This window comes from Afipia dichlorophenoxyacetatis (assembly GCF_055386385.1).
In genome coordinates this window covers 2,907,916-2,920,578 of record NZ_AP029250.1, presented here as the reverse complement: position 1 = coordinate 2,920,578, position 12,663 = coordinate 2,907,916, and the positions used below count along the sequence as shown (strand labels likewise).

Below are 12,663 nucleotides of genomic sequence, written 5' to 3'. Positions count from 1 at the left end.
GCTCTCAATAGGAGCGCTGCTTTATGCCGCGTAGCCCAATGTTATATACCGCATAGCCCAAGATCGAACGTAACGATCCAGAGATCCGGCGAGATCGCGAGCATTGAATCATTCGGTGAAAGCTTCCGCGCGACACACCGCCTCTGCTATCGCGGTTGAAGCATCTGCGTCGCGCGGAACTGGTTGAATCATTTGCTTCCGATGAAGGGCACGATGATGCTGATGGCCTGCTGGGGTTGTTCTTCCATGATCCAGTGACCGGAATTGGTGATGACGGCGCCCTGAACATTGCTCGCGACCGATGCGAGTTCGGATTGCATGGATGTGCCGTAAGAGTGGTCACCGCCGATCGCCAGCACAGGCATGGGCAACTTGCCGCCTTTTGCAAAGAGCGCCTTGTTGTCCTCCGCATCCTGGGCGAAGGCTGCGAACTGTCCGCTGAAAGCGTCATGGATCGCGCCCGGACGAGCATACAGCGCCGCATAGTGGTCGCGGGTCTGTTCATCGATCCCGGCGGGATTAGCCGACAGATCGTTGTAGAAGCGATCGAGCAGAATTCGCTCACGGCCAGCGACGAGACGTTCTGTGTCGGGGCCGCGGAAATTGAAGTGCCAGACCTTGGGATTTGTCAGTTGCGCATACCATGTCCCGAGTCCGGGAAGCGGCGCATCCATAATGACCCATTTGGTGACGCGGTCGGGATACTGCGCTGCCAGCGCGTAGCCAACCATGTTGCCGATGTCATGGGTGACCAGCACGAAATTTTGAATCTTCAACTGGTCGAGAATGGCGGCGGTATCGCGCGCTTGCGCGACCTTTTCGTATCCCGCCTCCGGGTGCGACGACAGGCCCATCCCACGCAGATCGGGAATGATCACCGTGTGGTCCTTCGCCAGCACTTCGGCCAGCGGCTCCCACATATCTCCCGTATCCCCGAAGCCGTGCAGCAGCAGGACGGCCGGCCCATGACCACCGACGCGGACGTATTGCGTCCCGCCAGTGACCGGCATCTGCTTCGCGTGAAAGCTAGTTGAGAAGGGCTTGACCTTAGCTGAGGCCGGAGCGCCGACGATGAACGGCAGTACCAGCACGCTCAGCAAACTTCCGGCAACGGCCGCAGCCAGCCTACGACGAGGGGAAAGAGAGACCATCACTATCTCCATTGGTTGCCAAGGACGCGACCCACCGTCGCAGGTTAACGGCATGGAGATACTGAACTGTCAATGCAAGTGAAGAATTTTCATCGCCTTCTGGAATCCACGCATCGTGGAGACGACTAGTGTGGTGGTTCAGAAGTTCGCTCGATTTTCCTGCGAGTCCCTCCAGCGAACTTCTGAACCTGAACCACATGAGTGCCGCGGATTTGAAGTTCTTCCGAGTGAAACCGCGAGCTCGATGAAGAACTTCAAATCCAAAAGCGGCACTCGAATCATAGGCTTGCTAGTGTCCCTTTGATTCCGAAGTTCGCATCCGAGTAAGCCACAAGCCTGTGCGAACTTCGGAATCGGGACACTAGAATCATAGATTCACCAGTGTCCCTTCGAATCCAAAGTCCGCTACGGTGCGCGCTGCAAGATGAGGCGGACTTTGGATTCAGGACACTGGCTCGATTTATCTCCTGAGCCAGTCGAATTTATCGTCATCCACGAAATACAGGTGCACCGGCGGGCGATGCGGTCGCGCCGCCATCGACGAAGATTTCCTGGCCCTGCACATGCGCGGCGTCGTCCGACGCAAGGAACAGAACGGTCTTAGCGATGTGATCCGGCTCAGCGATACGGCCGAGCGGTGTGGTTCCTGCAATGCGCTTCTCAAGCACGGCGAAAGCTTCAGCGGTTGGCGCAGCGCCATTCCAGATCGGCGTGCGAGCAGCGCCCGGCGCCACAACATTGACGCGGATACCGCGCGGCGACAGTTCACTCGCCATCACGCGCGCCATGGCGCGCACACCTGCCTTCGTCGCGGCATAAGCTGAATAGCCCGGATTGCCGAGCACACTAATCACTGATCCGTTGAGAATGATGGAGGCGTTGTCGTTGAGATGCGGCAGTGCCGCCTGCACGGTGAAGAAGACCGACGTCAGATTGGTCCTGATAATATTCTCGAACGCCTCGAGAGTTGTCTTACCGACGGGCGTGTTGCCCGGAATGCCGGCGTTCGCAAACACGATATCGAGCTTGCCGAATTTCTCAGCCGCTTGTGCGAAGGCACGTTCCGTTGCCGCGACATCGTTCGCGTCAGCCACGATCGCAAGGCCATTGGCGCCGAGCTCCTTCGCCGCCGCGTCGAGCGTCTCCTTGTTGCGTCCCGTGATGGCGACGCGAGCTCCCTCCTCCACGAACAGCTTTGCCGTTGCCAGGCCGATACCGCTGTTGCCGCCTGTGATCAGCGCGGTCTTGCCCTTCAGTCTCATGGAACTCTCCTGTCCAAATCTGGTTTCATGATAAAACCGTGCTTGATACCTAAGGCACTTGGTCCTATATTGCAACCACAATCGCGTGATCGGAGATCGGCCTGGTGAAACGTAAGAGTCTGCAGGGGGATATGTGCCCCATCGCCCGGGCACTGGACGTCATCGGTGACTGGTGGTCGCTGTTGATCGTGCGCGACACGATGATGAGGCCCCGCCGCTTCAGCGCACTTCAAAAGAGCCTCGGCGTCGCGAAGAACATCCTGACAGTCCGACTGCGCGCCCTCGTCGCCGAGGGCATTCTGGAGCTGCAGCCCGCGGCGGACGGCAGCTCGTATCAAGATTACGTGCTCACCCCCAAAGGCCGGGCGCTGTTCCCAATCCTGGTGGCCCTGCGGCAATGGGGTGAGGAATTCTCGTTTAAGCCTAATGAAGACTTCTCGAAGCTCCTCGACAGGAAGGACGGGAAGCCCCTCCGGAAGCTGGAAATCCGTGCCGAGGATGGCCGGGTTATCTGTCAGGGTGACGTCATGGTCCGTCTGGCAGGCGCTCCGGCCTGAGGCCCGAGCACATCGCCCGGCGCCCTGCAGCCCGGGCGGGTTCGGATCCGGCGATCCCCAGAAATAAAAGAGCTTAGCCCGCTGTGCTCATCAGGCGGGTGCACACAACCCGACACGATGTCCGCATGTCACCTATTATAAAGTGATGGGCCTCACTATCCCGATCCGATTGGCGAATTCCGCCGCGGACGAGCGTTCGGCCTGCCCATTCGCGATACGGTTTTTAGGGCCCTGCCAGAGGCGAAGCTGCCCCCTCTGGAACAACCGCCAAGGTAAATGCCGGCCTCAAAATGCACCTATAGATTGAAAATTCTACAACCATGAGGGGAATTCTCCCGTCATTCCCAGAGCCATCACCAGCTGTCGATTTGACAGCGAGGGCCCTTTTACCCATGTATCCGACTAACCACCCAGGGCGAATCCTCCGATTCCGGCGTGTATTTTCCCCGTAAGCCATTGGAATAATATGAACATCGTCATTGTTGAGTCGCCTGCAAAGGCCAAGACGATCAACAAGTATTTGGGCGACTCTTACGAGGTTTTCGCCTCCTACGGGCATGTCCGGGACCTCCCCGCCAAGAACGGGTCGGTGGATCCGGACGCAAATTTTCAGATGATTTGGGAAGTCGACCCGAAGGCCGCCGGTCGCCTCAATGACATCGCACGCGTCGTCAAGGACGCGGACAAGCTGATCCTCGCAACCGACCCTGATCGCGAAGGTGAAGCGATCTCCTGGCACGTACTCGAGGTGTTGAAGCAGAAACGCGCCCTCAAGGACCAGAAGATCGAGCGCGTCGTCTTTAACGCCATCACCAAGCAGGCCGTCACCGAGGCCATGAAGCATCCGCGCCAGATTGATGGCGCGCTGGTGGACGCCTACATGGCGCGCCGTGCGCTGGACTATCTGGTCGGCTTCACCCTCTCCCCCGTGCTCTGGCGCAAATTGCCCGGCGCACGTTCAGCCGGACGTGTGCAGTCGGTGGCGCTGCGCCTCGTGTGCGACCGCGAGCTTGAAATTGAAAAATTCGTGCCGCGCGAATACTGGTCGTTGCTGGCAAACTTGGCGACACCGCGTGGTGATACCTTCGAAGCCCGCCTTGTCGGCGCCGACGGCAAGAAGATCCAGCGCCTCGACATTGGCAGCGGCACAGAAGCCGAGGATTTCAAGAAGGCATTGGAAGCGGCCAACTACACCGTCACCACGGTGGAAGCTAAGCCCGCTCGCCGTAATCCGCAGGCCCCCTTCACCACATCGACGCTGCAGCAGGAAGCCAGCCGCAAGCTCGGCTTTGCGCCTGCGCACACCATGCGTATCGCGCAGCGTCTTTATGAGGGTATCGACATCGGCGGCGAGACCACAGGTCTCATTACTTATATGCGTACCGACGGCGTCTCGATAGCGCCCGAAGCTGTCACGCAGACCCGCAAGGTGATCGGCGAGGAATACGGCAAGAACTACGTGCCGGACGCACCGCGTCAGTATTCGTCCAAGGCGAAGAACGCGCAGGAAGCACACGAAGCCATCCGCCCGACCGACCTCTCGCGCCGTCCTGCCAGTCTGCGCAGCCGTCTCGATAACGATCAGGCGCGGCTGTACGAACTGATCTGGATGCGAACGATCGCGAGCCAGATGGAGTCAGCTGAGCTCGAACGCACCACTGTCGACATCACGGCCAAGGCAGGCGCGCGGACCCTCGAACTGCGCGCCACCGGTCAGGTCATCAAGTTCGACGGCTTCCTTGCGGTTTATCAGGAAGGCCGCGACGACGATCCAGACGATGAAGAGAGCCGTCGCCTTCCCGCCATGAGCGAAGGCGAAGCGCTGAAGCGCGAGAGCCTCAACGTCACGCAGCATTTCACCGAGCCGCCACCGCGTTTCTCGGAAGCCTCGCTGGTCAAGCGCATGGAAGAACTCGGCATTGGCCGGCCTTCGACCTATGCGTCGATCCTGCAGGTGCTGAAGGACCGCGGCTATGTGAAGCTTGAGAAGAAGCGCCTGTCCGCCGAGGACAAGGGCCGCGTCGTCGTCGCGTTCCTGGAGAACTTCTTCGCGCGCTACGTCGAGTTCGACTTCACCGCCGATCTCGAAGAGAAGCTCGACAAGGTCTCCAACAACGAGATCGGCTGGCAACAGGTCCTGAGGGATTTCTGGACCGACTTCATCGGCGCAGTCGATAGCATCAAGGACGTCCGCGTCTCCGAAGTGCTCGACGTGCTCGATGCGATGCTCGGCGAACACATCTACGAGCCGCGTGCCGATGGCGGCGATCCGCGTCAGTGCCCGAGCTGCGGCAACGGCAAGCTCAATCTCAAGGCCGGCAAGTTCGGCGCGTTCGTCGGTTGCTCGAACTACCCGGAGTGCCGCTACACCCGCCCGCTCGCAGCCTCCAGCGGCGATAGCGACCGCGCACTCGGCAAGGACCCGGTATCGGACCTCGATGTCGTGGTAAAGGCTGGTCGCTTCGGTCCCTACATCCAACTTGGTGAGCCCAAGGACTATGGCGAGGACCAGAAGCCGAAGCGCGCCGGCATTCCAAAAAACATGTCGCCGGCCGACGTTGAACTTGAGCTCGCACTCAAGTTATTAGCGCTGCCGCGCGACGTTGGCCCGCATCCAGAGGACGGCGAGATCATCACCGCCGGCATCGGCCGCTTCGGTCCGTTCGTGCGTCATGGCAAGACTTATGCGAGCCTCGAGGCCGGTGATGACGTCTACAACGTCGGCCTCAACCGCGCGGTCACGCTGATCGCGGAGAAGATCGCCAAGGGCCCGAGCCGGCGCTTTGGCGCTGATCCAGGCAAGGCTGTCGGCGACTATCCTGCGCGCGGCGGCACCATCATGCTCAAGAAGGGCCGCTATGGCGCTTACGTGACCATCGACGGCATCAACGCGACCATTCCGGACGACAAGGAGCCAGAGGCGCTCACCCTTGAAGAAGCGATTGCGCTGATCGAGGACCGGGCTAAGAAAGGTGGCGGCAAGCCGAAGCGCGCAGCAAAGAAAGCTGCAAGCAAGAAGCCCGCGAAGAAAGCCGCTGCGAAGAAGTCGTCGAAGGCTGCACCTGAGGCGGATGACGATGATACAAGCGCCGAGGTGACGCCGATCACAGCCGCGAAGCCACGCGCGCCTAAGAAAGCCGCTGCGCCGAAGAAAGTTGCGGCCAAGAAAACCACCAAGGTCGCCGCCAAGAAGAGCGCCGGTAAAGCACGCGGATAATGACGAAGAAACACGACGCGCCAACGGCCTTTCCCGATCGGGATAGCATTGTCGCGTTCGTTCGCTCGCAACCGAGCGATGTGGGCACGCGTGAGCTCGCCCGCCATTTCGGGCTGAAGAACGAATCCCGCGCCGAGCTGCGCCGTGTACTGCGTGATCTGGCCGATCAAGGAATCATCGAAAAAAGCGGCAGGAAGCTTCACGAAGCGAAGTCGCTGCCGCCGACGCTCGTTGCCGACATCACAGGCCGCGACGAGGACGGTGAATTGCTCGCAGCCCCCGCCGAGTGGCTGGAGGATGTCGACGGTCCGGCACCGGTGATCCGCATCGACGTGCCGCGCAGGCCGAAGCCCGGCACAGTCGCAGGCGTCGGTGACCGCGCCCTGCTCCGTATCGAGAAATCCGAAAACAAGGGCGAGCGCGGTTCGTATCGCGGACGCGTCATCAAGGTGCTCGACAAAACGCGCCACCGCGTTCTTGGCATTTTCCGCATCCTGCCCAATGGCGATGGCCGCCTGATCCCGATCGACAAGAAGCAAGCCGGGCGCGAGCTGGCGATCCCTGTCGCCCACAGTGCAGGCGCGCAGGACGGCGACCTGATCAGCATCGAGCTGATGCGCTCGCGCGGCTTTGGCCTCCCCCAAGGCCGCGTCAAAGAGCGCCTTGGCTCGATGAAGACCGAGAAGGCCATCAGCCTGATCGCCATTCACGCTCACGACATCCCGCAGGAATTTCCCGCTGACGTGATCCGCGAGTCCGAAGCGGCGCAGCCGGCGACGCTCGCCGGACGCGAGGACTGGCGCGATGTGCCCCTTGTCACCATCGATCCCCCGGACGCGAAAGACCACGACGACGCGGTCCACGCTGAGCCTGACAACGATCCGAACAACAAGGGCGGCTACATCGTTAACGTCGCCATTGCCGACGTTGCGTTTTACGTGCGCCCCAATTCGCCGCTCGACCGCGAGGCACTGAACCGCGGCAACTCGGTCTACTTCCCCGACCGCGTCGTGCCGATGCTGCCGGAGCGCATTTCAAACGACCTGTGTTCGCTGAAGCCTCATGAACCCCGCGGCGCGCTGGCTGTACGCATGGTCATCGCCCCTGACGGACGCAAGCGCTCGCATACATTTCATCGCGTGCTGATGCGCTCGGCAGCCAAGCTGAATTACGCACAGGCGCAAGCGGCCATCGATGGCCGTCCAGACGACACCACAGGCCCCCTGCTCGATCCAATCCTGAAACCGCTCTATGCCGCCTACGCGCTGCTGAAGCGCGCACGTGACGAACGCGATCCGCTCGATCTCGATCTGCCCGAGCGCAAGATCATGCTCAAGCCGGATGGCACCGTCGATCGCGTGATCATTCCGGAGCGGCTCGACGCCCACCGCCTGATCGAGGAGTTCATGATCCTCGCCAACGTGGCCGCGGCTGAGACGCTTGAGAAGAAAGCGCTGCCGCTAATTTATCGCGTCCATGATGAGCCGACTGTCGAGAAGGTCCACAATCTTCAGGAGTTTCTGAAGACGCTCGACATCCCGTTCGCCAAGGCTGGCGCATTGCGCCCTACTGTCTTCAATCGCGTGCTCGCGCAGGTTCGCGGTCACGATTCAGAGCCGCTCGTGAACGAGGTGGTGCTGCGCTCGCAGGCGCAGGCGGAATATTCCGCCGACAATTACGGACACTTCGGTCTCAATTTGCGCCGATATGCCCACTTCACTTCGCCGATCCGGCGCTATGCCGATCTGATCGTGCACCGCGCCTTGATCCGCGCGCTTGGACTTGGCGAAGGAGCGCTGCCCGAACAAGAATCGTTCGAAACGCTGAGCGAAGTCGCCGCAGCCATCTCGCTGACCGAGCGTCGCGCCATGAAGGCCGAGCGCGAGACTGTGGATCGCCTGATCGCGCATCATCTCGCCGACCGCGTGGGCGCGACATTCACGGGCCGGATTTCCGGCGTGACTCGCGCGGGCCTGTTCGTCAAACTGACCGACACCGGCGCTGATGGTCTTATTCCGGTCCGGACGCTGGGCAGCGAATATTACAACTATGACGAGACCCGCCACGCGCTGATCGGTTCGCGCAGCGGAACCATGCATCGGCTGGGTGACGTGGTGGAGGTTCGTCTGGTAGAAGCAGCGCCTGTGGCCGGCGCGCTGCGGTTTGAACTGCTGTCGGACGGTCAGGTCGCCCCGCGCGGCGGCCGCAAGCACGAGGGCCGCGGCCCGAAATCAAAGGCTGGCGTCAAGGCACGGCCCGGACGCGACAAGAAGAGCAAGAAGAAATCGCGCAAGCCGTCGCGAAAGGAACGCAAAGCTAAGAAGAAGGGCTGACCTTCAAAGGAGCGATGATGGAAAGCCGGACGACACACCCCGCGACCACATGGACGCCGGACGTCAGCAAGCCGCCCAAGCGCGATGTCTGGCAGGCGATGCGGCGCGGACTTCGCTGCCGCTGTCCGAACTGCGGCGAAGGCAGGATCTTCCGCGCATTTCTGAAAGTCGCCGACAAATGCTCGGTCTGCGGACAGGATCTCAGCGGCCATCGCGCCGACGACCTCCCCGCCTACCTCGTGATCGTCATTGTCGGCCACATCGTGGTGCCGATCGCGCTGTGGATCGAAACCAACTATTCGCCGCCCGTGGCTCTGCAACTGGCAATCTATCTGCCCGTCACGCTGGTATCGTCACTGCTGTTGCTGCAACCGGTCAAAGGTGCCGTGGTGGGATTGCAATGGGCATTCCGCATGCACGGATTTGACGAAACCCGTCCAGAAGGCGAAGAAGAAGGCACCCTTACCAAGCTGAATGTGACCTCGCTGAAATGAACGCTCCACAACCAGAAAAAGAAGAAAAGGAAGACGACAGTCATCCTTATCGCCGCCCCAAGGACGCCGCGACACTCATCCTCGTCGATCGCAGCGGCAGCGTACCCAAAGTGCTCGTCGGAAAGCGGCATGACAAAGTTGTCTTCATGCCGGGCAAGTTCGTATTTCCGGGCGGCCGGGTCGACGCAACCGACAACAAGATCCCCGTTGCCGCCGAGATTCCAAAGGCGCTGGAAAAGAAGCTGGTCAGTGGAAGTCCGAAGATCACGCCGGCCCGCGCCCGTGCACTGGCCGTCGCCGCCATCCGCGAAGCCTGCGAAGAAACCGGTCTTTGTCTGGGCAAGAAGGTCTCGCGCATGAATGGCGCGGCCGCGAAGCTGACCGGCGAGTGGAAGCCGTTCGCGGATGCCGGATTGCTGCCTGATCCGTCCGGCCTCTTTCTGATTGCGCGCGCCATTACGCCGCCTGGCCGCGTACGCCGGTTCGACACCCGCTTCTTCACGGCGGATGCGTCGGCAATTGCCCATCAGGTCGAAGGCGTGATCCACGCCGATGCCGAGCTGGTCGAACTGGTGTGGGTCGAGCTCGGCTCCCAGCCGCTGGCTGATGCGCACATGATGACGAAAATGGTACTGCGTGAGCTGGATCAGCGCCTCGCCACGGGTCCGCTGTCCCATAACGCCGTCATCCCGTTTTTCCATTTCTACGGCGGCAAAATGCAGCGGGATACGATCTGACGGGCCCTAGTGGTCCGATTCTAACATTCGCATCCCGTTTCAGCAGGCACTTCCTGCGAATGTTAGAATCAAAGGACCACTAGCAAATAAGAGTTTCTAGTGTCCCGTCTCCGAATAACCGATTGATTTGCGGCGCGCTCGCACGGTTATTCGGAGACGAAAGGACACTAGCAATATTAAAATGCTAGTGTGGCTCCTGTCTCGCAATTGCCGAAAGAGACAAGCTGCAAGGGATGTCGGCAATTGCGAGACGCCACACTAGTGGAGTTTTGGATTTGACATTCGCTTGACGAACTCGCGGCCAGGAGGGTAGCGAATGTCAAACCCACTCCACTCGATCAATTCCCCGGAGAGTGTCAAAAAGGTCAACCACATGGCCCGGCCAGCAGGTTATGTTGGCGGGCGAAAACGGTACGAGAAGCGTTGACCGGGAATGTTTTCACAATTGCTCACGCGCGCAGGCATCGCGGTCTCGGTGGCCGGCCATGTGCTGTTTCTGGTCTGGGTGATTTTCTTCGCGGAGACGCGCCCGTTTGAGCCGCACCCTGTGGAGGCCATTGCCGTCGATATCGTGACGCCGGACGAGGTCCCCCAGCCGGCCAAGCAGGAGCCCCCGCAAGAGACACCGAAGCCTCCGGACACGCTGACGCTTCCCGAAATCACCGATAAGGCCAAGCCTCCAGAAGAAAAGTCTTCCGAGCAAAAGCCTGCTGAGCAAAAGCCCGCTGAGGAAAAGCCTGCCCCGGAAAAGGCAAAGCCTGCGGATCCACCAAAGCAGCAGGCTTCCGCGCCTCCGCCGGCAGCTCCGCCGCCCCCAGCGCAATCGCCTGCTCCGCCAACGCAGGCTGCACCGGCAACGCCGCCCTCTCCGCAAGGCGCCGCCGCGCCTCCTGCTCCTTCTCAGGCTGCGCCACCGCAAGCCGTGCCGCGCGCCGAGCCCGATATCACCGAAAGGTTCGGCATGATGTTCACCATGCCGGGCGGCGGCGCGGGCGATTTCGACGCTCAAGCTACCCAGGCTGCCGATGTCTCCACCAACATCATTGCAGCCCTGCGCGCGCATCTGAAAACATGCACGCCGCTGCCGAAATCCGTCGCGCCGACTGATGACATCCAGATCGTGCTGCGTGTGTCCTTCACCCCCGACGGGCATCTCGCCACCGAGCCAATGCTGATCAAAGGCCCCCGCCCGAGCCCGAAGGTCCTTGCGTTGCTGCAAGGCGCGATGAGCGGCCTGCAAGCGTGCCAACCCTACACGATGCTGCCGGCGGACAGATACAAGGAGTGGCGCAGCGTCGACCTGCCCTTCACACCGCGGGATTTTGGCGGCGGATAGCACTTTCGCCCGCTGGAAGAATTCTCCCCGTCCGCGAAACAAAAGACAAAAATCTTCCGTAGCGGTCTATCCGGTGCCGCACTTACATTAGCAGTGCATCTCGTTCCGTCGTCATCCTCAAGGAATGTCTCGATGAGTTCACGGCAATTGCGCCTCGGCGCATTCATGCGTCCCGTCAGCATCCATACCGGCGCATGGCGCTATCCCGGTTCATACCCTGATGCGAACTTCAACTTCGCCCACCTCAAGCGCTTCGCGCAAAAGCTCGAGCACGGCAAGTTCGACGCCTTCTTCATGGCGGATCATCTCGCTGTGCTGAACATGCCGATCAACGCACTCAAGCGCAGCCATACCGTCACATCGTTCGAACCGTTCACGTTGTTGTCGGCCTTAGCAGGCGCGACCGAACACATTGGCCTCATCGCGACCGGCTCGACCACATTTGACGAGCCCTATCACGTGGCCCGCCGTTTCGCGTCGCTCGATCACATCAGCGGCGGGCGCGCGGGCTGGAACATCGTCACCACGTCCAATCCCGACGCCGCACTGAATTTCGGGCTCGACGATCACATGGAGCACGACGAGCGTTACCGTCGTGCGCGTGAATTCTTCGACGTGGTCACGGGCCTGTGGGACTCGTTTGCGGACGATGCGTTCGTTCGCGACGTGGAGAGCGGCCTTTACGTCGATCCCGCGAAGATGCACATCCTAAATCACAAGGGAAAATATTTGTCTGTGCGCGGCCCGCTCAATATCGCGCGCCCGGTTCAGGGCTGGCCGGTGATCGTGCAGGCAGGCGCTTCAGAAGCGGGCAAGCAGTTGGCCGCGGAAACCGCAGAAGCCGTGTTCACCGGCGGCGGCAGCCTCGCCGATGGACAGGCGCTCTACGCCGACATCAAGGGCCGCATGGACAAGCTCGGCCGCAACCGCGATCACCTTAAAATCCTTCCGGGTGCCTTCGTCGTGGTCGGCGACACCGTCGATGAAGCCAAGGCCAAGCGTGCGCATCTCGACAGTCTGGTCCACTACGACAGCAGCATTGCGTCCCTCTCCGTAATCCTCGGCACCGATGCCTCGGGCTTTGATCCGGACGGTCCGCTCCCGGAAATTCCGGAGACCAATGCCAGCCAGAGCGGCCGGCAGCGGATGGTCGAGGCGGCGGCGAAGAACAACCTGACTGTTCGCCAACTGGCGCAACGCGTCGGTGGCTATGGCGGCCTATCGTTCGTAGGAACGCCCACTACCATCGCCGATCAGATGGAGGAATGGCTGATGACGGACGCCAGCGACGGCTTCAACATCATGTTCCCGTTCCTGCCGCAGGGGCTGGATGACTTCGTCGACCGCGTGGTTCCGGAGCTTCAGCGCCGCAGCATCTTCCGCAAGGAATATGAGGGCCGAACCCTGCGCGAGAACCTGGGGCTGCCCCGCCCGGCGAACCGGTTTTTTGAGGGGCCGGACGCCGCAAATGCAGCCGAATAATTACCCCTGAAACCTTGACTTTGGGGCGTTCGGCGGTAGGTTGCGCCGAAATGCGGCTCGACCTGTTTGGGCCCGCTCGTGATTCCAGACATTT

The 12,663-nt window shown here is 60.9% G+C and carries 9 protein-coding genes; 7 read left to right on the top strand and 2 right to left on the bottom strand.

The window, feature by feature from the left end:
* Window positions 1–188: 188 nt before the first annotated feature.
* Both ACZ5C3_RS13760 and ACZ5C3_RS13755 read right to left on the bottom strand, forming a co-directional pair.
* The gene (locus ACZ5C3_RS13760; protein WP_464038185.1) at window positions 189–1,151 is read right to left on the bottom strand and encodes an alpha/beta fold hydrolase; all 963 of its coding nucleotides are present in this window, start codon (window positions 1,149–1,151) and stop codon (window positions 189–191) included.
* 488 nt (window positions 1,152–1,639) lie between these two features.
* Entirely contained in the window at window positions 1,640–2,413 is a 774-nt protein-coding gene (locus ACZ5C3_RS13755) for an SDR family NAD(P)-dependent oxidoreductase (RefSeq protein ID WP_464038184.1), read from the bottom strand.
* Between the two features lie 101 nt (window positions 2,414–2,514).
* Here ACZ5C3_RS13755 and ACZ5C3_RS13750 point away from each other — a divergent pair, with 101 nt between their 5' ends.
* The 7 genes from ACZ5C3_RS13750 to ACZ5C3_RS13720 all read left to right on the top strand — a co-directional run bounded on the left by ACZ5C3_RS13750 (window position 2,515) and on the right by ACZ5C3_RS13720 (window position 12,569).
* The gene (locus tag ACZ5C3_RS13750; protein WP_464038336.1) at window positions 2,515–2,970 is read left to right on the top strand and encodes a winged helix-turn-helix transcriptional regulator; all 456 of its coding nucleotides are present in this window, start codon (window positions 2,515–2,517) and stop codon (window positions 2,968–2,970) included.
* Window positions 2,971–3,436: 466 nt separating this feature from the next.
* Window positions 3,437–6,187, top strand: a complete 2,751-nt coding sequence (gene topA, locus ACZ5C3_RS13745; RefSeq protein ID WP_464038183.1) for a type I DNA topoisomerase — start codon at window positions 3,437–3,439, stop codon at window positions 6,185–6,187.
* Window positions 6,187–8,520, top strand: a complete 2,334-nt coding sequence (rnr, locus tag ACZ5C3_RS13740) for a ribonuclease R (protein ID WP_464038182.1) — start codon at window positions 6,187–6,189, stop codon at window positions 8,518–8,520. The genes topA and rnr overlap by 1 nt, the downstream gene beginning before the upstream one ends.
* Before the next feature lie 17 nt (window positions 8,521–8,537).
* Window positions 8,538–9,014, top strand: coding sequence for a DUF983 domain-containing protein (locus ACZ5C3_RS13735; RefSeq protein WP_464038181.1), 477 nt, complete (start codon window positions 8,538–8,540; stop codon window positions 9,012–9,014).
* Window positions 9,011–9,751, top strand: a complete 741-nt coding sequence (locus tag ACZ5C3_RS13730) for an NUDIX hydrolase (RefSeq protein ID WP_464038180.1) — start codon at window positions 9,011–9,013, stop codon at window positions 9,749–9,751. Before ACZ5C3_RS13735 ends, ACZ5C3_RS13730 begins: the two co-directional genes overlap by 4 nt.
* Before the next feature lie 433 nt (window positions 9,752–10,184).
* The gene (locus ACZ5C3_RS13725; RefSeq protein ID WP_464044759.1) at window positions 10,185–11,087 is read left to right on the top strand and encodes a cell envelope integrity TolA family protein; all 903 of its coding nucleotides are present in this window, start codon (window positions 10,185–10,187) and stop codon (window positions 11,085–11,087) included.
* Between the two features lie 132 nt (window positions 11,088–11,219).
* Window positions 11,220–12,569, top strand: coding sequence for an LLM class flavin-dependent oxidoreductase (locus ACZ5C3_RS13720; protein WP_464038178.1), 1,350 nt, complete (start codon window positions 11,220–11,222; stop codon window positions 12,567–12,569).
* The last annotated feature ends 94 nt before the right edge of the window (window positions 12,570–12,663 follow it).

Bases quoted from the DNA above. Each gene is read 5' to 3' on its own strand.
- ACZ5C3_RS13735 (WP_464038181.1), top strand. From the start codon at position 8,538: ATGGAAAGCCGGACGACACACCCCGCGACCACATGGACGCCGGACGTC.
- topA (WP_464038183.1), top strand. From the start codon at position 3,437: ATGAACATCGTCATTGTTGAGTCGCCTGCAAAGGCCAAGACGATCAAC.
- ACZ5C3_RS13760 (WP_464038185.1), bottom strand. From the start codon at position 1,151: ATGGTCTCTCTTTCCCCTCGTCGTAGGCTGGCTGCGGCCGTTGCCGGA.
- ACZ5C3_RS13725 (WP_464044759.1), top strand. From the start codon at position 10,185: ATGTTTTCACAATTGCTCACGCGCGCAGGCATCGCGGTCTCGGTGGCC.
- ACZ5C3_RS13720 (WP_464038178.1), top strand. From the start codon at position 11,220: ATGAGTTCACGGCAATTGCGCCTCGGCGCATTCATGCGTCCCGTCAGC.
- ACZ5C3_RS13730 (WP_464038180.1), top strand. From the start codon at position 9,011: ATGAACGCTCCACAACCAGAAAAAGAAGAAAAGGAAGACGACAGTCAT.
- ACZ5C3_RS13755 (WP_464038184.1), bottom strand. From the start codon at position 2,413: ATGAGACTGAAGGGCAAGACCGCGCTGATCACAGGCGGCAACAGCGGT.
- rnr (WP_464038182.1), top strand. From the start codon at position 6,187: ATGACGAAGAAACACGACGCGCCAACGGCCTTTCCCGATCGGGATAGC.